General features: G+C 62.3%; 23 protein-coding genes. 9 read left to right on the top strand and 14 right to left on the bottom strand.

The window, feature by feature from the left end; all coding sequences use genetic code 11:
* The first annotated feature begins 94 nt into the window (after window positions 1-94).
* From GPA21_RS12335 to GPA21_RS12295, 9 genes are read left to right on the top strand one after another with little or no spacing between them, the layout of a single operon-like run.
* Window positions 95-742: a DUF3261 domain-containing protein gene (locus tag GPA21_RS12335; RefSeq protein WP_168988450.1), complete on the top strand. Its 648-nt coding sequence runs from the start codon at window positions 95-97 to the stop codon at window positions 740-742.
* Entirely contained in the window at window positions 729-1,937 is a 1,209-nt protein-coding gene (locus tag GPA21_RS12330; protein ID WP_168988449.1) for a beta-ketoacyl-[acyl-carrier-protein] synthase family protein, read from the top strand. The genes GPA21_RS12335 and GPA21_RS12330 overlap by 14 nt, the downstream gene beginning before the upstream one ends.
* Window positions 1,938-2,387, top strand: coding sequence for a hotdog family protein (locus GPA21_RS12325; protein WP_168988448.1), 450 nt, complete (start codon window positions 1,938-1,940; stop codon window positions 2,385-2,387).
* The gene (locus GPA21_RS12320; protein WP_168988447.1) at window positions 2,387-3,127 is read left to right on the top strand and encodes a 3-ketoacyl-ACP reductase FabG2; all 741 of its coding nucleotides are present in this window, start codon (window positions 2,387-2,389) and stop codon (window positions 3,125-3,127) included. Before GPA21_RS12325 ends, GPA21_RS12320 begins: the two co-directional genes overlap by 1 nt.
* Window positions 3,127-4,350 (top strand): beta-ketoacyl-ACP synthase, encoded by a 1,224-nt coding sequence (locus GPA21_RS12315; protein ID WP_168988446.1) that lies wholly within the window; start codon window positions 3,127-3,129, stop codon window positions 4,348-4,350. The genes GPA21_RS12320 and GPA21_RS12315 overlap by 1 nt, the downstream gene beginning before the upstream one ends.
* 44 nt (window positions 4,351-4,394) lie before the next feature.
* Window positions 4,395-4,844, top strand: coding sequence for an Sbal_3080 family lipoprotein (locus GPA21_RS12310; RefSeq protein ID WP_168988445.1), 450 nt, complete (start codon window positions 4,395-4,397; stop codon window positions 4,842-4,844).
* On the top strand, window positions 4,834-6,036 hold the full coding sequence (locus GPA21_RS12305; protein WP_168988444.1) for an SAM-dependent methyltransferase: 1,203 nt from the start codon (window positions 4,834-4,836) through the stop codon (window positions 6,034-6,036). Before GPA21_RS12310 ends, GPA21_RS12305 begins: the two co-directional genes overlap by 11 nt.
* Window positions 6,036-7,256 carry a beta-ketoacyl synthase N-terminal-like domain-containing protein gene (locus GPA21_RS12300; protein ID WP_168988443.1) on the top strand — a complete coding sequence of 407 codons (1,221 nt, stop codon included), beginning with the start codon at window positions 6,036-6,038 and terminating at the stop codon, window positions 7,254-7,256. The genes GPA21_RS12305 and GPA21_RS12300 overlap by 1 nt, the downstream gene beginning before the upstream one ends.
* 27 nt (window positions 7,257-7,283) lie before the next feature.
* Window positions 7,284-7,724 (top strand): excinuclease, encoded by a 441-nt coding sequence (locus tag GPA21_RS12295; RefSeq protein ID WP_168988442.1) that lies wholly within the window; start codon window positions 7,284-7,286, stop codon window positions 7,722-7,724.
* Between the two features lie 173 nt (window positions 7,725-7,897).
* On the opposite strand, the gene GPA21_RS12290 is transcribed toward GPA21_RS12295, so the two are convergent.
* The 14 genes from GPA21_RS12290 to nosR all read right to left on the bottom strand — a co-directional run.
* Window positions 7,898-8,380 carry a nitrous oxide reductase accessory protein NosL gene (locus GPA21_RS12290; RefSeq protein ID WP_168988441.1) on the bottom strand — a complete coding sequence of 161 codons (483 nt, stop codon included), beginning with the start codon at window positions 8,378-8,380 and terminating at the stop codon, window positions 7,898-7,900.
* Window positions 8,377-8,991, bottom strand: a complete 615-nt coding sequence (locus GPA21_RS12285) for a nitrous oxide reductase accessory protein NosL (RefSeq protein ID WP_168988440.1) — start codon at window positions 8,989-8,991, stop codon at window positions 8,377-8,379. The genes GPA21_RS12290 and GPA21_RS12285 overlap by 4 nt, the downstream gene beginning before the upstream one ends.
* Before the next feature lie 56 nt (window positions 8,992-9,047).
* On the bottom strand, window positions 9,048-10,058 hold the full coding sequence (locus GPA21_RS12280; RefSeq protein WP_168988439.1) for a hypothetical protein: 1,011 nt from the start codon (window positions 10,056-10,058) through the stop codon (window positions 9,048-9,050).
* A gap of 10 nt (window positions 10,059-10,068) precedes the next feature.
* Entirely contained in the window at window positions 10,069-10,773 is a 705-nt protein-coding gene (locus GPA21_RS12275) for an ABC transporter ATP-binding protein (protein WP_168988438.1), read from the bottom strand.
* A 3-nt stretch (window positions 10,774-10,776) separates the two neighbouring features.
* Window positions 10,777-11,913, bottom strand: a complete 1,137-nt coding sequence (locus GPA21_RS12270) for an ABC transporter permease (RefSeq protein ID WP_168988437.1) — start codon at window positions 11,911-11,913, stop codon at window positions 10,777-10,779.
* Window positions 11,897-12,205, bottom strand: a complete 309-nt coding sequence (locus GPA21_RS12265) for a hypothetical protein (protein ID WP_246261931.1) — start codon at window positions 12,203-12,205, stop codon at window positions 11,897-11,899. Before GPA21_RS12265 ends, GPA21_RS12270 begins: the two co-directional genes overlap by 17 nt.
* Before the next feature lie 2 nt (window positions 12,206-12,207).
* Window positions 12,208-12,747: a hypothetical protein gene (locus GPA21_RS12260; protein WP_168988436.1), complete on the bottom strand. Its 540-nt coding sequence runs from the start codon at window positions 12,745-12,747 to the stop codon at window positions 12,208-12,210.
* Window positions 12,748-12,927: 180 nt separating this feature from the next.
* The gene (locus GPA21_RS12255; RefSeq protein ID WP_168988435.1) at window positions 12,928-13,266 is read right to left on the bottom strand and encodes a hypothetical protein; all 339 of its coding nucleotides are present in this window, start codon (window positions 13,264-13,266) and stop codon (window positions 12,928-12,930) included.
* Window positions 13,267-13,361: 95 nt separating this feature from the next.
* Window positions 13,362-13,886, bottom strand: a complete 525-nt coding sequence (locus GPA21_RS12250; RefSeq protein WP_168988434.1) for a nitrous oxide reductase accessory protein NosL — start codon at window positions 13,884-13,886, stop codon at window positions 13,362-13,364.
* 16 nt (window positions 13,887-13,902) lie between these two features.
* Window positions 13,903-14,733: an ABC transporter permease gene (locus tag GPA21_RS12245; protein ID WP_168988433.1), complete on the bottom strand. Its 831-nt coding sequence runs from the start codon at window positions 14,731-14,733 to the stop codon at window positions 13,903-13,905.
* Window positions 14,730-15,662 carry an ABC transporter ATP-binding protein gene (locus GPA21_RS12240; RefSeq protein ID WP_211163564.1) on the bottom strand — a complete coding sequence of 311 codons (933 nt, stop codon included), beginning with the start codon at window positions 15,660-15,662 and terminating at the stop codon, window positions 14,730-14,732. The genes GPA21_RS12245 and GPA21_RS12240 overlap by 4 nt, the downstream gene beginning before the upstream one ends.
* Window positions 15,659-16,963, bottom strand: coding sequence for a nitrous oxide reductase family maturation protein NosD (locus tag GPA21_RS12235; RefSeq protein ID WP_211163563.1), 1,305 nt, complete (start codon window positions 16,961-16,963; stop codon window positions 15,659-15,661). Before GPA21_RS12235 ends, GPA21_RS12240 begins: the two co-directional genes overlap by 4 nt.
* 60 nt (window positions 16,964-17,023) lie before the next feature.
* Window positions 17,024-18,931, bottom strand: a complete 1,908-nt coding sequence (gene nosZ / locus GPA21_RS12230; RefSeq protein WP_168988432.1) for a TAT-dependent nitrous-oxide reductase — start codon at window positions 18,929-18,931, stop codon at window positions 17,024-17,026.
* Window positions 18,932-18,985: 54 nt separating this feature from the next.
* A partial coding sequence (gene nosR, locus GPA21_RS12225; protein WP_168988431.1) for a transcriptional regulator NosR occupies window positions 18,986-21,099 on the bottom strand: 2,114 nt, incomplete at its 5' end.

Genomic DNA, 21,099 nt, shown 5'->3' with positions numbered 1-21,099 from the left:
GCTTTGAGCAGCGTCAGGAGTCCTGCTCACCGTTCGGCCCCCGCGTGCAACCCCGAGCGACGCGTCGCCATTGTCGCCAACCGGCGCGGAACGCATGCAGGAGATCGCCCGAATGGCCCCGTCAACTTCGCAAGCGACCGTCGCATGCGATTCGTTTCACCGCCCGAGGTCCGCCTTGTTCGTTCGCACTTCTAGCCTCTTGTCCATTGCGGCGTTGGCCTGCACCGTGCTCGCCGGCTGTGCGCAGAATGCGCGTTGCCCGATCATTCCCGGTGGCCCTATGTACTGTCTTCAAGATACCAATTCTGTTCCGCCGTTCAATGCGCTGCAGGATATCCGAATCCGTCGCGGCGACCTTGACGAACGCATGATCGCCCAGTTGGAAGTGGACGCGACAGGTATGCGCCTGGCCGGGCTGACTCCGATGGGGCAGCGTGTCTTTGATGTCGTTTTCGACAACAAGCACGCGACGGCAAACAGCATCGCGGACAACCGCCTGGACTTTCGCGTACTGCTCGCACTCGTTCAGCTTGCTGTATGGCCGCGCGATCGCGTCGAGGCAGCGCTCCCTTCCGGCTTCCGGCTCGAAGAGATCGGGCACGAACGGCGCCTGCTGCATGAAGACAGGGCCATCGCAGCCATTGCACGAAGCGGCGAACCACCCGCCTACACGACGCTGGATATCTCCATTTCAGCGGCTGGCCTGAACGTCATGATCGAGACTATTGATGAAGCGTACTGATCGACAGATCGCTCCGCCCGCTTACATTGCCGCCCTCGGCCTCGTCAACGCCCTCGGCAACTCATGCAGCGAGGTACGCGCGCGCATGCTGTCCGGCGATACGCGCGGCATGACGCGCGAAGGCGGCTGGCTTGCGACCGGCGGTGATGCACTCGTCGGCCGCGTGCGGACACCGCTGCCCGAACTGCCGGCCCGGCTGAGCCGCTACGAATGCCGCAACAACCGCCTCCTGCTCGCGGCGCTTGAGCAGATCGGCCGCGAGGTCGCCGCTACCATCGCCGAGTTCGGACATCGCCGTGTCGGCATCGTACTCGGCACCAGCACCTCCGGCATCGCCGAGGGCGAGCTCGCGTTCGAAGCGCTCCGCGACACCGGCGCACTGCCAGCGGACTTCGACTATGTGTGTCAGGAGATCGGGACACCGGCCGTCTTCCTGGCACGTCATCTCGGCCTGCTCGGGCCCGCATACACGGTATCGACTGCCTGCACGTCGAGCGCCAAGGCCCTCGTTTCTGCTCGCATGCTGCTCGCTTCGGGTACCTGTGATGCGGTTATCGCCGGCGGTGTCGATACGCTGTGCCGTCTGACCGTCAGCGGCTTCACATCACTTGAATCGGTCAGCCCCGGGCACAGCAATCCGATGAGTGCCAACCGGCGCGGAATCAACATCGGGGAGGCCGCCGCTCTGTTCTTGCTGACCCGCAGCCCCACATCGCACGCCGTGCTGGGTTGCGGTGAATCGAGCGACGCCTATCACGTCTCGGCGCCTCATCCGGAAGGTCGTGGCGCGGAGACCGCGATGCGCGCCGCGCTTGCCGACGCGGGCGTCCGGCCGGAAGCCATCGGCTACATCAACCTTCATGGCACGGCCACACCCAAGAACGACGAGATGGAGAGTCTGGCCATGCAACGCGTGTTCCCGCATGCGCCACCGGCAAGTTCGACCAAGCCGCTCACCGGGCATACGCTTGGCGCCGCAGGCGCCACCGAAGCGGCGTTCTGCTATCTCACACTGACTGACGAGGAAGGAAGGCTGCCACCACATGTGTGGGACGGTGTCGCCGATCCGGCACTACCGCTGCTAAACCTCGTGCGACCCGGCGACCGCTTCGGCGACGGCTCGCGGCGAGTGTCGATGAGCAACGGGTTCGCTTTCGGTGGCAGCAATGTCAGTCTGATCCTCGGGGAGCTCTGAATGTATCCGCCCATTGACGACCTCCTTATCCACCGTGACAACATGCTGATGCTCGACTGCGTGACCGATGACGGAGAAGACATTCTGCGAGCCGCCGCGAAGGTCGATCCGCAGGCCTGGTATGCCGACGAGCACGGTGCGATGCCCGCATGGATCGGGATCGAGCTGATGGCTCAGGCAATTGCAGCCCACGTCGGCCTGTCTGCCCATGCGCGCAATGAAAAGCCCCGGCCGGGACTGCTGCTCGGAACGCGTAGCTATGTCGCGCACGTCCCCGCTTTCGCACCAGGCGAAGCATTACAGGTGTGCGCACAACAGGTTTTCCGCGAAGACAACGGTCTCGCCGCTTTCGTTTGCACGATCGAACGCGGCGGCCACAGGCTTGCCGATGCCACGCTCAAGGTCTTCGAACCTTCGGACTTTGCAACATTCATGGAACAACAGAAGTGATGGAACGCAGACGTGTACTTGTAACCGGCTCCAGCCGGGGCATCGGCCGTGAAATTGCGCGTCAGCTCGCGCGCGACGGCTTCTCGGTAACCGTCCATTGCCGCCGCAGCGTAGCCGAGGGCGAGGCGCTCATGCGGGAGATCATAGCCACCGGTGGACAGGCGGACCTGCTCGTCTTCGACGTCACCGATCGCGACGGTGCACGGCGCGTACTCGAAGAGGCAGTGGCAACTGCCGGCGCCTACTGGGGAATCGTCGTCAATGCCGGCGTCGCACGCGACAACGCTTTCCCGGCGCTGAGCGCGGACGACTGGGACGAGGTTCTGAATACCGGTCTCAACGGATTCTTCAACATCACCCATCCGCTGGTGATGCCGCTGGTGCGACTGCGCAAGGGGGGCCGCATCGTCGTGATGACATCTGTTTCGGGTGTCATCGGCAACCGGGGGCAGGTCAACTATAGCGCCGCGAAAGCGGGCCTCATCGGCGCCGCCAAGGCGCTCGCGGCCGAACTGGCGAGCCGTGGCATCACGGTGAACTGTGTAGCCCCAGGCCTGATCGACACCGAAATGATCGCGGAACTCGAGAAAACGGTTCCGCTCGCAGAAGCGCTCAAGGTAGTGCCTATGAACCGTCTCGGCAAACCCGAAGAGGTCGCCGCCGTAGTGGCCTTCCTGATGTCGCCGGGTGCCACGTACGTCACGCGGCAAGTCATCGGCGTCAATGGAGGCATTGTCTGATGCGCCGCGTTGTCGTCACCGGAATGGCCGGCATCACCGCACTGGGTGAAACATGGGCGGAAATCGCGCCGAGGCTTCGCGCGCAGCGAAGCGGCGTGCGTACGATGCCCGAATGGGACCGTTTTACCGATCTCCACACCCGTCTGGGCGCCCCCGTCGACCGCTTCACGGTACCCGAACACTACCCTCGCCGCGCCGTGCGTTCGATGGGACGGGTTGCCCTGATGTCGGTACGTGCCACCGAGCTCGCGCTCAGCAATGCAGGGTTGATCGATACACCGGAGATCCGGGACGGGAGCATGGGCATCGCCTACGGCTCGTCGGCAGGCAGCGTGGAGCCGGTCCGCGCATTCGGACAGATGCTGGAAACAGGCAGCATGCTCGGCGTAACCTCTTCGTCATATATCCAGATGATGAGTCACACCGGGGCCGTCAATATCGGACTTCACTTCGGACTGACCGGTCGGATCATCCCCACCAGTAGCGCGTGCACCTCCGGCAGCCAGGCTATCGGCTACGCATACGAAGCCATCCGTTTTGGCCGTCAGGACATGATGATCGCGGGGGGATCGGAGGAACTCACCGCGTTGAGCGCGGCGGTATTCGACACGCTGTTCGCGACCAGCACGCGAAACGATACGCCTGGTCTCACCCCGCGTCCCTTCGATGTCGCCCGCGACGGCCTGGTCGTCGGCGAAGGCGCCGCCGCCCTCGTCCTCGAGGAACTCGAGCACGCCCGCGCCCGCGGCGCGACGATCTACGCAGAGATCGTCGGTTTCGGCTGCAATTCCGACGGCAAGCACATCACCCAGCCGGAATCGGCCACGATGGCAACTGCAATGCGCCTCGCGCTGGATGACGCCAGTCTGCCGCCACAGGAGATCGCCTACGTGAACGCACATGGAACCGCAACCGACCGCGGCGACGTTGCCGAGAGTCACGCCACGGCTGAAATCCTCGGCGAAGGTGTCCCGTTCTCGTCACTCAAAGGCCACTTCGGCCACACGCTCGGCGCGTGCGGCGCGATCGAAGCCTGGCTCAGTATCGGGATGCTGCGAAGCGGCTGGTTTGCTCCTACCGCAAATCTCGAATCCGTCGATCCGGCATGTGCGAGCCTCGACTACATCACCGGTCAAGGGCGCTCCATCGCAGCCGAATGCATCATGACCAACAATTTCGCCTTCGGCGGGATCAATACCTCCCTCATATTCAAACGCATTTGATCTCACGATTTCCATCGCCTGAAACAACAGAAGCTAGAGAACCCATGATTACAACTTCCAGATCCCTCCTGACGGTCACATTGCTCTCCATGGCAGCCCTCAGCGGCTGCGCCATTCACCAGAAAGTGTCACCGGTCGCGACACTAAACGGGGAGGAAATCTGCGTACGCGACAACGATAAGGTCCGAGACGGCTTTCTCAGTTCGTACCGGAGTGCGCTCGAAGCGAAGGGCTACGTTGTCCGTGTCATCTCGCCGACGGCTGCACATGACGCTTGTGCGCTGACATCGACCTACAACGCCCATTGGAGCTGGGATCTGGCCACCTACATGGCTTTCGCGGAAATTCGCGTCTACCGAAATGGAAAGCCAGCCGGCGAGGCGACTTACGACGCGCGCAGGGGAAGTGGGAGTTTTGGCAAATTCATCAGCGCCGACACAAAGATTCGTGAACTCGTCGAAGAACTCTTTCCGGATCCGCGCAATGCATCTTGATGACAACACGCTCCACTCGATGGAGATTCCAGGCGGCGCCGAAACATGCACCAACTCGATCTGTGCTGCAAAGGACTCGACAACCACCGTGCCGACTCAATCCCGCTCCTGCGCCGGCGGCACGATCGAGTTTTCGACCGCAAAGCTCCGTGGCCTGCCAGCACGCTTCGAGGCTCAGAAGATCGCCTTCGGCCCCGTCGTCTTCCAGTGCGTGCGCATCGCCTGGAAGTCAGGTCTTCTGGCGCACCTCGACAAGGCTGGCAAGGTCGGTGCGAGCCTCGATGAGATCGTCGCAACCGGCCTGCTCAAGTCCTACGCGGCGACTGTCCTCCTCGAAACGGCCCTGACGGCGGGCGTCGTGCGACGTCAGGACAACCGCTACCTTCTCACGCGGATCGGCGAAAACGTCCTCCACGACGAACTCACACAGATCAATATCGATTACGTTCACGATGTCTGCTACCAAGGCCTGTTCGCGCTCGAAGAGTCGCTACGCGAGGAGAAGCCCCTGGGGCTGCAGGCGCTCGGTGATTGGCCTACTCTCTACGAAGGACTTGCCACCCTGTCCGAACCGGCACGCACCAGTTGGTTCAAGTTTGACCACTACTATTCGGATTCCGCCTTCGCCCAAGCCCTTCCACACGTATTTGCGCGCCGCCCGGGGCGTGTGATGGACATCGGCGCAAACACCGGCAAGTGGACACTGCATTGCCTTCAACATGAGGCCACCGTTCGCCTGACTCTGCTTGACCTCCCCGGACAGCTCGAACAAGCTCGCCTCAACCTCCAGCAGGCCGGCCTTCTCGAGCGAGCCGACCTCCATCCAATCGACATTCTTGATTACGATGCGCCGTTTCCCGGCGACATGGATGCGATCTGGATGAGCCAGTTCCTGACCTGCTTCGGGCTCGAAGCGATTGGGCACATCTTCCGCCGCGCCGCGGCAAGCCTCGCCGACGGCGGCAGCGTGTGGGTGCTCGACACCTTCTGGGATCGCCAGGCACACGAGATTGCGAGCTACTGCGTCATCAACACTTCTCCATACTTCAGCGCCATCGCAAGTGGCAACAGCAAGATGTACGAGTCCGATGTCATCATCGGTTGCGCTGCAGCCAGTGGCTTGAAGCTAGCAGACGCAATCGACGGCCTCGGCATCAGCCATTCGCTGCTGCGCTTCGAAAGGACAAAGTGATGCACGGACTTCGTCGCGTTGTCGTGACTGGGATGGGGATCGTAAGCTGTCTGGGCAAAGAGCTCGACGGAGTCTCGAGCGCACTGCGCGAAGGGCGCTGTGGCATCCGTCGCATTCCCGAGTTCATTGAGCACGGCCTTCGCTCGCAAGTCGGTGGTCAGCCAGTTGCCGTCGAGTCCGAAGCGATTCCGCGGCGGTATCGTCGTTTCATGACCGATGCTGCCCTTCAGGCACACGCCGCACTCGCATCGGCGGTTGCCGATGCAGGCCTTGAAGCGGCCCACGTCGTGAGTCCGCGAACCGGCTTGATTGCGGGATCGGGTACGGGCTCGCTGGCACAGCACCACGGCGCAATGGAGCTTGCCCGCGACGAAATGGCCCACAAGATATCCCCGTTCGCAGTTCCCCAAGTGATGGGCAGCACTGTCTCCGCGAATCTTGCGACGACCTTCGGGATCACCGGAACCAGCTACTCCATCACCTCGGCCTGTGCGACATCTGCGCACTGCATCGGCCACGCAATGGAGCAAATCCAGTTCGGCAAGCACGACATCGTGTTCGCCGGCGGAGCCGAAGAGCTGAACTGGACGTCGGCGCTCCTGTTCGATGCAATGGGGGCGCTCTCGACCGCATTCAACGCCACTCCGGAGTGCGCCTCGCGCCCCTACGATACCGCACGGGACGGCTTCGTCATCGCCGGCGGCGCCGGCATGCTCGTCCTGGAAGAGCTCGAGCACGCCCGCAGGCGCGGCGCGCGCATCTACGCCGAGCTCGCCGGCTACGGAGCCACCTCCGACGGCCACGACATGCTCAACCCCTCGATCGACGGCGCCGCTCGCGCGATGCGCCTTGCCACGCAGTCACTGGACATTCCAATCGACTACGTGAATACTCACGCGACATCGACGCGAGCGGGTGACTTGGTCGAAGTGGAGGCCATGCAGCGCGCGTTCGGACCAACCCTGCCGGCATTCTCTTCAACCAAGGGCCTCACCGGGCATCCAATCGGTGCAGCCGGTGTCCACGAAGCCATTTACACGCTGCTCATGATGCGGGACGGATTCGTCGCCGGATGCGCGAACCTCGACACGCCGGACCCGTCTCTCGACTCGTTGCCAATCATTCAGAACAGCTTTCCTGAACACATCGATGCCGCCCTGTCGAACAGCTTTGGCTTCGGCGGCACCAACGCCTGTCTCGCCTTCCGCCGAGTCTGTTAACAATCCTTCCAACACGGAGAATCAACAATGAAGAAGAAATCCCTCGTAGTCCTGGCGGTGCTGCTTGCCGTTTCGTTCAATGCATCGGCACGCGACGACCGTAAGATGCTGTCGGTTCAGGACGCACTCGCCTCAGCAGCCGCCGAAGGGAAGATCGGCAGCGACGTGAGACTGTTCTGGGGCAACCAGAATCATCCGACAGTATCCAACCGCATCGGCGAGTGGGGAACCAACAAGAAGACCAACGCCTTGAACAAATCGGACCAGGAGGCCTGCAACTGGGTTTTCCTGAGTGCCGTCATAGCCCTTCAGGAGCGCGCGCGCCGAGAGGGTGGCAACGCCATCGTGAACATTCGTAGCAACTACAAGAACAACGAAACCAGCAGCGAAACCGAATTCATGTGCGGTGTCGGCAACATAATTGCAGGCGTCGCCTTGAAAGGCACAGTCGTAAAGCTCGCAAACTGACCTCCATTGGCGACCTCTCGACACGGACCAGCGGCATCATGCTCATCCAGCTTCGAAGGGCCAAGCTGAGTCCGTCGCGCGCTCTTGTGTTCAATACGCTCTGAACGAGGTCGTAAAACAGGGCGCCGTGTTCAGTGATCAGCCTCCCTGATCACTGAACAACATTGGCGAGCCTACTCAAACCGACCACCATCAAGCATCACCGGCAAGGTCTCGGTCACCTCGTCGAAGCGCAGGATGCGCACGCCACCATGGTCGGCCATGAACTCCTCGGCCTCCTCCAGCGTGGCATGAGGAATGAACTCATGCCCCATCGGCCCGTAGACACTCGAACCGATGACGTAGTACGCGGTCTTCGCGTCGATGGACTCGACGTAGTAGTAGTCGGTGACTTCGATCCGTGCCATGTTCTCGCGGCTGTGTCCCGGGGCGTACCTGGGGGGGTCGAACCAGAACTTGAACATGTCCTTCGCACCATCGAAGAAGTGCGCGTGTCCGTCTTCATACACGATGGTCGCAACCCAATCGGGGTACTTGGAAACCACCATGCCACACACCGGGCACAGGTCACGCGGACCGGGGGTGGGCAGATCGCCCGCCTGGGCGCTGCCCAGGCCGAGCGCTGCCGCCACCATCAGGCTTGCAAGCAGTTTCATTTCTGTTGTGCCTCCATCTGTCTGCGGCGGCGCTCGGCGCGGCGCTGGCGGATGCGCGCGACGTCGGCGGACATATCCACGTAGGCCGACAGCAGCGCGCCGTCGAAGTCCTTGAACTCGCCACCGTGTTCCGCCTGCGCCTGAAGGGCGACTGCCTCATCGCTGTAAGCGACCTTGCTGTTGGCGGTCATCACGCCCTGGATCGCGCTGCCGACCAGGAAGGTCGCGTTCTCGACCTCGACCAGCGGCTTAACCGCCTCGGGCGACGCGTTGTCACCCACCCAGATCGCCTGCGGGTTGCGGTCGACGTTCAGCGACAGACTGATCGCCGCGCAATGCAGCGAGCACACGCCGTCGGCCAGGTTGTCGCTGTAATGGACCAACATGCGCGAGTGGTGATACTCGTGACGGTCCATGCCACAGTACGGGCACTTGGGATACTTTTCGATGTCGTTGATGTGCGCCAGCGGGTCCGGGGCGGTCTTTGGGATGAACTGGTTGGGTGTGCCATCGAACGGGCACTCGCCGCTGCGCGGCTGGGCATACACCTTGCCCGCAAGCAGGCCGGCAGCGCCGACGGCGGACCACTTGAAGAGTTCTCTGCGTTTCATGGTAGGTCTCCTTTTTTTCAGGGTGAGCACCTCTCCTGCCGGGCAGACGTGTCTGGTCAATCCAGCAGGATGAGATTCGATTTCAGGACCATCAGCGTGCAAACGGCCACGACCAGCGCGTAGCCGACTGCCGCTTGTCCCGCCAGCCTGCGTGACGCCGTCGGGGCAAGCGTCGCGAGACTGGAAAAACGGTTGAATGGTGCGAGCAGGCCCGAGGCCATGCCGAACGCTGCCGCGGCGAAAAGCGGGATGTAGATTAGATAGCCCTGGTAGCCGAACTCCGGCTGCAGAATGCAGAACGGGCAGTGGTGGTTGGGGTGCTCGTAGATGTAGAGCGAGACGAAGGCCACCACGGCCGCGATCGATACCAGGAAGGCCAGCGCCGAAGCCAATCCGACCGCGCCCGCGCGCAAGCGGCTGAAACCTGTGCTGCGCCAGTGCCAGGCCGACACAAAAATGGTCGGCAGCAGCACCGAATAGAACAACACCATCGCGGGGCCGGGCTCGATCGCCGCAAGCGTCGCGGCGACCGACTCGGACTCCTCGGAGAACATGCTGCCGCAGCACGAAGTGATCACGTCGGCCTCGAGGTTGCCGAAATACAGCAGCTGCACCACGAGCGAGGCGAAGGCCACTGGCGCGAGCACCAGAAGCGCGCCGTACTTGACCCGCACCAGCGGGTAATCGCGCGCGCGGTTGTCCAGGGCGTTCAGCGCAAGCCACAGTGCCGCCATGAAGAACAGCGCGAGCTGCAGATACAGCGCGGGGAAACCCCACTGGTTGACGTTGAGCGTGCCGATTGCGCACATCGCGCCGACGAACATGGTGTGCATGTGGTCCGCGTTGAACACAAACAGCAGCGTCGAGGCGATCTGCAGCAGGCAGACGAATACCAGCAGGGTCGAGAAGAAATAGGTCAGCCGCTCCAGCCGCAGTTGCCGATCGCTCCCGCTGCCGATGTCCCACTGCCTGATCAGCTGCCAGGCGTAGGGCGACGCCACCGCGAGCATGGCTGCGTTGAGCATGGCCACCAGCAGCAAGGCGATGATCGTCGGCTGGAAGAACATGGCGTGCTCCCTAGCCGAACGCCTGCGCGAACACCTGCGCGAGGTCGGGCACGATTCGACCGTCCCGCAACGAAATCACCCGGTCGACCACCTCGGAGTCGGCAACCACCGGATCGTGACTGGTCATCACCACGGTGCGCCCCTCGTCGGCGAGCAGTTTGAGTATCGTCAGAAACTCCCTCGCGAGCCGGGTATCAAGGTTGGCCGTCGGTTCGTCCGCAATCAGGATCTGTGGTGAGTTGATCAACGCGCGGCAGATGGCCACGCGCTGCTGCTCTCCGCCGGAAAGCCACTCCACCGCGTTGTCGCGGCGATGAGAAAGACGCAATTTCTCCAGCAGCGCCTCGCCACGCTCGAGCAGGACGCTGCGCCGCTCACCGGTTGGATAGGACGGCAGGATGATGTTCTCGATCGCAGACAGCCCGCGAATCAGGTTGAACTGCTGGAACACGAAACCAAAGGTCTTGCGGCGGATTTCGGTCAGGAAGCGTTCCGGCAGCCCCGATATCAGCTCGCCGTGCAATCGCACCCTGCCTTCCGTGGGGCGGGCGAGACAGCCAAGAATCGTGAGCAAGGTCGTCTTGCCCGAACCGGACGGACCTCTCAGCACGGTCACGCCTTTCTGCGGGATCTCGAGGTCGATACCGTCGAGCGCCCAGAACTCGTTGGGTTTGCCCTGGTTGAAGGCTTTGCGGATGGCGATCAGCTCGAGCATGGCTCAGCTCCTCATCACGGTGTCGGGGTCGGTCGTGGCCGCGCGCCAGATCGGTACCAGCACCGCCGCCACGTAGGGCACGACGGTGAAGATGAACAGAGTGATCAACTGCATCGCATCGATCTGCGGAGTCAGCGCAAAGCGCGGGTACAGCACTGCCCACCCCTTGAGTACCGGCTCGAACAGAAAAAAGCGCAGGTAGAACACGTGCACGTAGGCGAGCACGTAGCCGAACAGGAAGGCCGAGAAGGCAATGACGAAACCCTCCCAGAACTTCATACGGATGACGTCTCCGGTTTCCCACCCGATGGCCTTGAGAATTCCGATCTCGCGGCGTTCATCCGCCGACAGACCGGTTGATTTCTCCCAGGCAAGTATGCCGAAGGCGAGAATCGACGCCGACAGCAGCGCCAGCAACAAGCCCTCACGCCAGGCGTAGATCGAGTTGTAGGTGCGCAGCACTTCCTCGCGGAGGATCGGGCGCGCGTCCGGCAGCATCTCCATGAGCTTCAGGCCGATGTTGCGGACCTCGCGCGGGTTGGCCACCGACAGAACGATGTCGGTGTAATGCCCGTCCGGAAAGTTGAAGAAACGACGGAAGTCGCCCTCGTTCATCAACACGAGATCCGCGCTCATCAGCTCGGTCTCGTGGGGCAACACATCGGTGACGAGAAAGGTGTGCAACTCGCCGGAGTAGGCACGCAGCGAGATGCCGGTGTTGGTACCCAGACCACGTGTGTGCTCGAGCGCGGGGCCGACGACGATTTCGCCCTGCTCAATGGTCCGGGTCCGCGGCACCATCAGGGTGTAGTTGGCCTTAAGCACCGGGTCGTAGTAATAGCCCCACAATCGGGTTTCGATGCTTCGAACGCCGCGCAGACGCCCGATACCCTCGAGATAGTCCGGCGGAATCAGGTCATGCCGGCCAGCCACCAGACGTTGCACGACGATCTCGGGTGACTGCTCGAGCACCCTCACCGCCTCGCTGCGCAGCGCCTGCGTGTAGAGCGACACCGAAGCAAGAACGAACACAAGCAAAGCAAACACCACCAGCAGGCCGATGTTCTTGGTCTTGCGCCGGGCAAGTGAGGTCAGCGTGAAGTCCAGCAGGTGGCGTTGGCGTTCAATCCAGTCGTTCATATGCGCCTCTGATGGTGGGCGGAATCAGGGTGCCGGACGGGAAGTGTTCCAGCGCCAGCGGGTGACTCTGAAAGGCCGAGTGAAGATCGGCCTGAGTCGGGTGGCGGGTATAACGTGCCTCGGTGAACAGCACCGGATCGGTGAGCCGCAGCTGCTCGACCAGCTCGGCGGTGCGCTCGATGGCGGCGTCGTTGGTCCGCGCGAGTCGCCACGCATCGACAAAGCTCGCCGTCATCGCCACCAGCGCGATGATCCAGATCGTGAACAAACGGCTGGAGGGGCGCCTGAGCATGATCACCGCCCGGCAGCGAGCACGCGCTCGCTAACCTGCGCAAAATCCAGCGAACGCGCATCGGTCGCCGCGACTGCACCGAAGTTGTAGCCCATCGGCGAGCGCGTCGGCACATAACGCGACGTGCGCGGGTCGAGCCACACGATCTGGTTTCGCCCGCTACTGGCGGCATGGTCCGGCACCCACATGCGGGTGGCCGGATCCAGCATCCACGGAAAGCGCTCATGCGAGCGGTCGAGCCATATGATCAGGCAACCAACCTCGCAAAACTTGAACACAGTGTTGCGCTCGCCCCCGGTCATCTGTCCAGCAAACCGATGGTCGTCGAGCACCATGTTGCAGCGAACGCAGGTGTCGCGCTCCCAGTTGATCGGGGTCATACCCTCGGGCCAGGCCGGTTTGGTGCAACCGGCCAGCAGACCGGACAACGGCAAGCCGAGGACGACCCCGCCGGCAAGCCCACCGAGAAAACGCCGCCGCCCGTCCCTGACCGACTCGAGCCATGCATCGCGGTTGTCAATGGGAAACGGCTTGCCGCACATCCGGAAAACTCCTCGATCAGTTTCGCTCGATGCCTTTCGCAAACGGGAACTTTGCGGATCAGGCCATCGGCACAGGATCAAGGGTATCGGGACCGGGCAGTGCCGACAGTCGGCCAAGGATGAAGCCGGCTGTCGGAATGTCCCGATAGCGCGGGTAGGAAACGTCCTACCCTTTCGAGCTCAGCAAAAATCGCGGCTCGGCAGCAACCAGTCTGCACTCGGCAAGTGCCCCTTCTTCTCGGCATCCTCGTAATGGCGGATGAATTCGCCGAGGATGCGCTCGACTGCGGTCTCGGGATCCGGATGTCGCTCGTGCTCGTTGAACGCCGGCTCGGACTGGATCGGAGTCTGGATGAAATGGCTTTGCTCCACCGTGATGCGGTCGTCGGCAAGCGATTGATACAGCCGCAGGCTGATCGCGGTGGGAATCTCACCAAGGCTGAAATCGTACTCGGCAAGCAGTCTGCGAGCATCGTGCACCAGCGGCTGCCTGAATTGGGCTTTCACGTTTTCCGACATATCCGACTCCTAAACAAACAGTTCCGGCGGCCGCCGGTCGCGACCTGTCCGTGTTACGGCAAACCCCGGCGCTCGAGCCAAAGCCATGGAAGCGCTCAATCCCAGTCGAACCCCTGCTTCACCAGCTCGTTGAGGGTTTCCCAGTCCACCTCCGAGTAGGCCAGAGTACGACCGCCATGCTCCTGCATGAAGGTCTCCGCCGCCTCGCGACTTCCAAAGGACACCAGCGCCGGACCCATCGCGCCCTGAAGCGGCGTATCCGTGACGAACACCGCGATGTCAGCCTCGATGAAGGCGTCGTCGCTCGGGCGCTCCCAGTCGGTCAGCGCCATGTCATGCACGTAGGCACGAAGCAGCTGAGGCACGGAATCCGGCTGCAGCGCCCAGACGAACAAATCGTTGGTGGAGCAGAACTTCAGCACTCGCCCATCGCGCAGACAGACCTGCGCCTTCGGTCCCGGATACTCGGTGATGTACATGCCGCACACCGCGCACTCGTCACCGTCGTGGATCGGCTGAGGCTCACAATGCGCCACCACGGTTTCCTCCTTGCCGCAACCGGTGAGGCTGGCGAGCGACAGCCCGCAGATCACCAGTACGAATTCACGCCGGGTCAGCATAGCCGCATCCTCCCCGTCAGGCCTCGCGCCGGCGGAAGAGCACCATCGCCGCCACCAAGGGAACGATCACCCAGGCGAGCAAGGCGCCGAGCAACACCAGCGGGTGGAACGCTGCATCCGCTCCGATCGATGCCAGACCCGCATGGGTCCTGGCCGCTTCGAAGAAGGTCAGATTGACGATGCGGAAGATGTCGGTCGGGTTGAGCAACAGCAGGTAGTGGAATACCGACTCGCTCACCGTCCCCGAAGTCCCGACGAGCAGCCCGAGCAGGGCGAGGTCGAACACCAGCACGAAGAAGAACCAGACCACCAATGCAATGCCTGCCGCACGCGATTTCTCGGCGACGCTGACACTGATGAGGTATGCAAAGGCGACGAATGCCCAACCGAGCAGCATCGCCGAGACGATGAACAGCCCAAGCGCGAGCAGGAACTCGGAAAACTCGCCGATATCACCGAACGCAGCGATCACCGCGCCAGCAACGCCGAAGCCGATCAGCGTGGACACACCGAGAATGGCGGCATGGCCGAGGAACTTGCCGACGAGCAACTGCAGCCGGCTCATCGGATAAGTCAGTAGCAGAAGCAGCGTGCCCTGCTGCGCTTCACCGACGACGCTGTCGTAGGCGAGCATCAACGCGATCAGCGGAAGCAGGAACACCGCCAGGCTCGACAGGCTGACGATCGTGGTGGCCACGCCCGTGAAGCCGACCTGGCCGGATGCCGCAGCACCAAAATACGCCAACCCCACCGCGAGCAGCGCGAACACCACGGTAATCGCAAATGCCCAGCGGTTGCGCAGGCCATCGCGAAACTCCTTGCCGGCAACGATGAGAATGCTCTTCATTGTAGGGTCTCCTGCTTGCGGCTCTGGCCGTCGAAATGCGCGTAAAGCGTCTCGAGATTGGGCGGGTCGAGCTCGATATCGGTCAGATCTGGCGACTGCAGCAGATTACGCAGCACATCGAGCTTGCCTCCTGCAGGGGCCGCGAGTTCGAAGGCGTTGCCGTTAAGTCGCGTCAGGGCCACGCCACTTTGCGAGAGCCGCTGCTCGAGTGCGTCACGCGTACCATCAATACGTCCGCGCACCATCAACGGCAGGCCCGCCATGTCGCGCAATTCATCGATGGAGCCGGAGGCGAGCAACTGGCCCTGGCCGAGGATGGCTGCGCGGTCGATGTGACGCTCGACCCCCGGCAGCACGTGCGAGCACAGGACCACGCTGACGCCCTTGGCACGCAGCTCGTCGATCATGCCGTAGAAATCACGGGTCGCCATCGGGTCGAGACCGACCGTCGGCTCGTCGAGCAGCAGCAGACGCGGCTCACCGATGAGCGCCTGGGCAAGCCCGAGACGCTGGCGCATACCCTTGGAATAGGTTCCCACCCGGCGCTTCACGGCATGGGCAAGACCGACCCGCTCGAGCAGCAATGCTACCTGACGGCGCTCGATACCCTTCAACCTGGCGAAGTAGGTCAACACCTCCTCGCCACTGAGCTGATCGTAGAAGCTCACGTTCTCGGGCAGATAGCCCAGCTTCAGCCGCAGATGGCTTGATTCGACCGCGGACGGGTCATGGTCGAAGACCTTCAACTCGCCGCTGCTTGGCCGGATCAGGCCAAGAATCAGTTTCATCGTGGTCGACTTGCCGGCGCCGTTGTGGCCAAGCAGTCCAAGCACCTGGCCCTTGCGCAACTCGAGACTGACATCGCGCAAGGCATGGACCTGGCCCCAGGTCTTGCTCACGCGCTGCATGGAAAACACGGTGTCACTCACTTGAGCATCTCCAGGAAATGTTCTGGTGGCCTCATCATCGGATAGCTGTCACGCACACCGGCCGGCCGCAGGATCGGGAATTCGCGTTGCACCCAGCGCAGCACCTGCACCGCCGGGCTGTTCATCAGCACCTTGGCGAGCGGATACTGCCAGACCAGTTTGTCGACCGAGTCGTTGGGCTCGTACGGGATGTCGCCGATGCCGTCACCGGACAGATCCCAGCCCAGGTAGTCGCTCCAGTAATTGCCGCGCCCCTCGTGCGACCACTCCTGCTGACGGTTGGCCACGTACTTGACCTGAGTCTGATTGCCGATGAAGGCGTTGCCGTGAAACGTGTTGTTCTCGGAGCCGGCGGTCAGGTGGATGCCAATCTCGGTGTTGGCGAAGAGGTTGTCGCGAATATCGTTGAACAACGCGTTATAGACGAACAAAGCCTTGCCCTCGGCGCCGGTGATGCCATGACCGTCCGCCACGCCGGGCGTGCCGCCACGCTGGGCGTTGATCGACACGTTCTCGGCCAGAACCGAGTCGACGATGAAGTTGAGCAGGATGCCGTAGTTCTGGTCGCCATCGGACACGTTACCGATGACCGTAAGATAGCGTGATTGCATCAGCGCGAAACCCAGCCGATTGTCGCGCGAGAAGTTGTTCAGCACCTCGTTGTACTGCGAGAACATGTAGTGGATGCCGTAGCGCTGGCTATGCAGGTAATTTCCGACCAGGCGGTTGTGGTTGCTCAGGTCGATATAGATGCCATCGCGGGTATCCCAGACTTCGTTTTCGATGACCTCCGATTCACGGACGTCGTAGAGGTGAATCCCATTGCCCCGGTCGACCGAGCGAATGCTGGTGTCGCCGCTGACACGATTACGGATGACCAGTGCCTCGCGCACACTATCCAGCCACATGCCGAAGCCGCGTGCTTCGATCCTGTTATCCTCGATCACAATGCCGACCGAGGCCCGATCGACGAATAATGCGGCATCCATGTCGGTCAGGTCGGCACCCCCATTGCGCAGGTGCAAGCCCTGTATCCGGGTACCGGGTGCAGCCACGTGCAGCACATACCCTGTACCGTTTCCGTCCAGGATCGCGCCGGGCTCGCCGATCAGCTCGACGGTTCTCGTGACGCGGAAATTACCGGTATAGAGGCCGGGGGAAACGATGATGCGTGCGCCCTCGGGTGCCGCGTCAAGCACCGCTTGCAGCGGCTCGCCGTCCGGCGTCACGCGCCACTCGGCGGCGACCGACAACGAGGCCGACACGGCCAGCGCGAACATCAGAAACAGCTTGAGAACCATGGGAACCACCGTGCTATGTTGCGGAGCCCGCCCCGGGCGGGGCGGGCTGAGCCGGACGGATCAGGCCGGTTCGACCAGCATGCGGCCGGCCATCTCCATATGGAGTGCATGGCAGAACCAGGTGCAGAAGTACCAGTACACACCCGGTTTGTCGGCCACGAAGGTTACCGACGAGGTCTGCTGCGGATTGACCTCCATCGACACGCCATAGTTGATGATCGCGAAGCCGTGGCTCAAATCCTCGATACGGTCGAGGTTGGTCACAATCACGGTCACCTCGTCGCCCTGCTTGACGGTGAACTTGTCCATACCGTACTCCGGTGCGATCGCCGTGAGATACACACGCACCTTGTTGCCGTTGCGCACCACGCGGTTGTGGCGCTCAAGGATCACACCGTCTTCCTCGGCCCAGGCACGGCACTGCGCAAAGTAGGGATCGTCTCGCTTGTAGATGGCCATGGGCTTCACCTGGTCTGCGCGGACGATGATGCAGTCATGCGGCTCGGCAAAGGCCGGACCGTCATGCACCAGACGCATTTCGTCGCCCGAAATGTCGATGAGCTGGTCGCACTCGGGATGCAGCGGGCCGACCGGCAGGAAGCGGTCCTTGGAGAACTTGCTCAGTACCATCAACCACTGGCCGTCGGCCTCGGAGCTCTCGGCCAGGCTGGCGTTGAGGTGGCCCGGCTGGTAGTGCACGTCGATCTTCTGGCGGATGTAGTCGACCTGCTCGCCCTTGTAGTGACGGATCGCATCCTCGACGTTCCACTTGACCACCTGGCTGTCGATGAACAGCGTGGTGTAGGCATTGCCGCGACCGTCGTAGGTGGTGTGCAGCGGGCCGAGACCGAGTTCAGGCTCAGCAACGACGACGTCGCGCAGTTCGACCTTGTCCTCGAACAGGTCGGGCAGCATGCGAGTGTCGATGACCGAGCAGGTCGGCGACAACTTGCCGTTGGCGATCAGATACTTGCCGTCCGGCGTCGCGTTGATGCCGTGCGGGTTCTTGGGGATCGGGATGTAACGGGTGTAGGGGTTCTTGCCCCGCCCATCGACCACAGGAACCTCGCAGCCATCTATCTTGATGAAATCACCATTGGCCACAGCACGCTCGATCGCATGGATGTCGAACACCACGACCCAGTCACGCTCGAAGCGCATCTTGTCGGCCAGGGTCACGCCGCGCTCGGCGTTGAAGCAGGTCGAGGCTGCGAAGCGACCAGAGTAATCCGCGTTGCAGTTGTCGAGGTTACCATCGACCCACACCTGCCACTTGATCTCCATGCTCTCGCCGTCGATGCCGGTGAACACGGACCAGTAATGCTCGGGCTCATCCAGATGACGGCCGTCGTTCGGCAGCGGCACGATGTTCTCGCCGTTCGCGAATACGTAACCGGTCTTGGGCGCCTTCTGCACCCGCAGGCCGTGAATCGCATGCGCGTTCGGAACGGTGACCATCTTGTCGCAGCGCATGATATCCAGGCGGATGCGGGCAACCCGGGTATTGAGCTTGTCATGCACATAGAGGTAGCGACCGTCGTACTTTCCGTCCGTATAGCTCATGTGGACGTGGTGCAGGTCACCGTTCTGAAACTTGGCGCTGTCGCCCAGCACTGCGAGGCTTTCGTTGGTCTGACCCCAGCCAGTGGCACTGCAGCGGTTGAAAACCGGAATGCGCGCAAGCTCGCGCATGGAGGGCACACCCATTATGCGTACCTCGCCACTCTGGCCGCTACTCCAGAACCCGTAATAGGTGTCGAGCTCACCCGGTGCGATGTGATAGTTGAGCCCCCCCTTCGCTGGCGCGGCATGCGCAGGCGTGCTGCGGGTCATCGCCCCCATGCCGGCAGCACCGGCGAGGCCGGCTGCGCCGACTGCCGCGGTGCTGCCCAGGAATCGGCGCCGTGCCGGACTGGTAATATTTTCGCCAGCGGATACAGCCTGCTTGGACTTGTCAGTCTCGTTCATTTCGAGCTCCTTTGACGTGATGAAACGAAAGTTGTAGATGCGTACTGTGCTTGCTTACTTGCCCGGTTGAACCGGCACGATCGGGATCGTCTTCATCTCCGCATCGCTGTCGAGCTGGCGTGCATGGCGCTCCTTGCGCTTGCGCACAACCACCATCGGCGGACACTTGCGGTCGTTGTAGTAGGTGACCTGACAGTCCATGCAGTAATGGCACTCATTGGCGTTGATCTTGCCGTCCGGGTGAATGGCCTGGATCTCGCACTCGTTGGCGCACACCTTGCAGGGCTGCCCGCACTCCTTGTGCCGACGCAGCCAGTCGAACAGGCGGATGCGCGACGGGATCGCCAGACCCGCACCCAGCGGGCAGACGTAGCGGCAGAAGAACTTGTGGTTGACGGCACTGATGAGCAGCAACGCCACGGCGTAGAACACGAAGCCCCACTCGCGCTGGAACTTCAGCGAGATCGCAGTCTTGAACGGCTCGACCTCGGCATACACCTCTGCCTGACCGAGCGATTGCAGGGACACCGCGAAGAGCCCGAGCAGGATGATGTACTTGAGCGCCCAAAGCCGCTCATGCACCACGAAGGGCAGCTCGAGCTGCGGCACCTTGAGCTTGCGCGCTGCAGCACTGATGAGCTCCTGCATCGCACCGAAGGCGCACAACCAGCCGCAATACACGCCCCGGCCCCACAGCAGCATCGACACCGCGACGAAGCTCCACATGATGAACATCATCGGATCCATGAGGAACGTCGACCATCGGAAGTCGGTGAACAGCGAGTTGGTGAAGGCGAGGATATTCACCACCGACAATTGCGCCAGGGCATACCAGCCGATGAACACCACCGTATAGACGAGAAAACCCTTGCGTACCCAGAACAACAGCTTGGGCCGCTTCACCAGCCAGTCCTGGAACAACAGGATGCCGGTCAGCACCAACAGCCCCAGGCTGAGCACGATGATGTGGGTCACACGGTCTTCCCACACCGACACCCACAGCGGCTTGTATTCGTCCTCGAGCGCGCTGGCAACCGGGGTTTCCGGCATGTTCAGGAATCGCTCGGGCACCCGGGTCTCGGATGGAAAACCGATGAACTCGGTATCCAGCGCACCATACTGACGACGAACCAGCAGTTCCGCCTCCCACTCCCGGCCGGGGTCGAAGCCGGCGTCAGCGCGCAGGATGAAGATGTCGCGCTCGGGCAGGCGTGGAGCACCCTCGGCGGCAAGCGACCACAGACGCACCAGGTCAGTATCGCGAAACTGGTTGGCCCGGCCACCTTGATGCACGACGATGCGGTCGAAAATACCGCCACGCACGAAGCCGGTACCCTTGAACGAGTATCGCCCGTCCGCGAGGAACAGAAACGCGTGCTCACCTTCCTCTAGCGAGGCCATCAGGCTCTCATACTGCGAGTCGCCGACAAGATTTCGCCCGATGGTCGGAACGTTCAGGTAGGCAAAATACAAATCGATGAAGCGGTCGCCTTCATCGCCCGGAGATGCCCGGTCGACATTAGCGGCCGGTGTGTTTGCGAAGGCTTGATCTACCTCACCGCGAGTGAGCTTGAGTTGACCGATCGCGCCCTCAGCGAGCAGTTGCTCCCAGCTTGCAGCCTCGAAGAACTCCGTCTTGATCGTCGCCTTCTGGGTTCCGAGGTCCTCGATCAGCCCAAGCTCTCGCGCGACCCGGCGCGCCGAGCGCATGATGCCCTCACCCATGACGACCACTGTCACCGTGGCGCCGGAGACCGCATCGACGTTCTCGTAGCCCTCACGGACCCGGCTCGAAAGACCAACCCGAACCCGGTTATGGATGGATTTGCCGACGTACTGCAGCACGAAGTCGTCAAGCACCGTCTCCGGAATACCGACCAGCATGATCGGCTCGGAGTGATCCAGCACCTGGACGCCGGTAATCACGCCCTCGCGGCTCATCCCCACGCGCATATTGACCGGCTTGCCCGAATAGGCCGGGATGGGCGCGATGTCATTGGTTTCGAACACGTAACCGACGACATCGCCCCCCTTGACCACCTCGGTGGTGCGGGTGTCGGCATCGACGGTACCGAGCGCTTCGGCACCGGGGAAGACGGTCGGCAACCACTCGGCCGCCTGGGCGGCCGGCAGACTCAGGCCCACTGCGATCATCGCGCTCAGGGCCA

The organism is Azoarcus taiwanensis (genome assembly GCF_012910885.1).
GTDB classification, from domain to species: Bacteria; Pseudomonadota; Gammaproteobacteria; order Burkholderiales; family Rhodocyclaceae; genus Azoarcus_F; species Azoarcus_F taiwanensis.
The sequence above is the reverse complement of the archived record's forward strand: the minus strand, read 5'-3'. Positions and strand labels throughout refer to the sequence as shown.

What these genes read in the sequence shown, in the direction of transcription:
- GPA21_RS12320 (WP_168988447.1), top strand. Translation starts at nt 2,387, where the DNA reads ATGGAACGCAGACGTGTACTTGTAACCGGCTCCAGCCGGGGCATCGGC.
- GPA21_RS12280 (WP_168988439.1), bottom strand. Translation starts at nt 10,058, where the DNA reads ATGTTCTTCCAGCCGACGATCATCGCCTTGCTGCTGGTGGCCATGCTC.
- GPA21_RS12275 (WP_168988438.1), bottom strand. Translation starts at nt 10,773, where the DNA reads ATGCTCGAGCTGATCGCCATCCGCAAAGCCTTCAACCAGGGCAAACCC.
- GPA21_RS12335 (WP_168988450.1), top strand. Translation starts at nt 95, where the DNA reads ATGCAGGAGATCGCCCGAATGGCCCCGTCAACTTCGCAAGCGACCGTC.
- GPA21_RS12325 (WP_168988448.1), top strand. Translation starts at nt 1,938, where the DNA reads ATGTATCCGCCCATTGACGACCTCCTTATCCACCGTGACAACATGCTG.
- GPA21_RS12310 (WP_168988445.1), top strand. Translation starts at nt 4,395, where the DNA reads ATGATTACAACTTCCAGATCCCTCCTGACGGTCACATTGCTCTCCATG.
- nosZ (WP_168988432.1), bottom strand. Translation starts at nt 18,931, where the DNA reads ATGAACGAGACTGACAAGTCCAAGCAGGCTGTATCCGCTGGCGAAAAT.
- GPA21_RS12285 (WP_168988440.1), bottom strand. Translation starts at nt 8,991, where the DNA reads ATGAAACGCAGAGAACTCTTCAAGTGGTCCGCCGTCGGCGCTGCCGGC.
- GPA21_RS12250 (WP_168988434.1), bottom strand. Translation starts at nt 13,886, where the DNA reads ATGCTGACCCGGCGTGAATTCGTACTGGTGATCTGCGGGCTGTCGCTC.
- GPA21_RS12295 (WP_168988442.1), top strand. Translation starts at nt 7,284, where the DNA reads ATGAAGAAGAAATCCCTCGTAGTCCTGGCGGTGCTGCTTGCCGTTTCG.
- GPA21_RS12245 (WP_168988433.1), bottom strand. Translation starts at nt 14,733, where the DNA reads ATGAAGAGCATTCTCATCGTTGCCGGCAAGGAGTTTCGCGATGGCCTG.
- GPA21_RS12260 (WP_168988436.1), bottom strand. Translation starts at nt 12,747, where the DNA reads ATGTGCGGCAAGCCGTTTCCCATTGACAACCGCGATGCATGGCTCGAG.
- GPA21_RS12265 (WP_246261931.1), bottom strand. Translation starts at nt 12,205, where the DNA reads ATGCTCAGGCGCCCCTCCAGCCGTTTGTTCACGATCTGGATCATCGCG.
- GPA21_RS12300 (WP_168988443.1), top strand. Translation starts at nt 6,036, where the DNA reads ATGCACGGACTTCGTCGCGTTGTCGTGACTGGGATGGGGATCGTAAGC.
- GPA21_RS12315 (WP_168988446.1), top strand. Translation starts at nt 3,127, where the DNA reads ATGCGCCGCGTTGTCGTCACCGGAATGGCCGGCATCACCGCACTGGGT.
- GPA21_RS12330 (WP_168988449.1), top strand. Translation starts at nt 729, where the DNA reads ATGAAGCGTACTGATCGACAGATCGCTCCGCCCGCTTACATTGCCGCC.
- GPA21_RS12290 (WP_168988441.1), bottom strand. Translation starts at nt 8,380, where the DNA reads ATGAAACTGCTTGCAAGCCTGATGGTGGCGGCAGCGCTCGGCCTGGGC.
- GPA21_RS12270 (WP_168988437.1), bottom strand. Translation starts at nt 11,913, where the DNA reads ATGAACGACTGGATTGAACGCCAACGCCACCTGCTGGACTTCACGCTG.
- GPA21_RS12235 (WP_211163563.1), bottom strand. Translation starts at nt 16,963, where the DNA reads ATGGTTCTCAAGCTGTTTCTGATGTTCGCGCTGGCCGTGTCGGCCTCG.
- GPA21_RS12305 (WP_168988444.1), top strand. Translation starts at nt 4,834, where the DNA reads ATGCATCTTGATGACAACACGCTCCACTCGATGGAGATTCCAGGCGGC.
- GPA21_RS12255 (WP_168988435.1), bottom strand. Translation starts at nt 13,266, where the DNA reads ATGTCGGAAAACGTGAAAGCCCAATTCAGGCAGCCGCTGGTGCACGAT.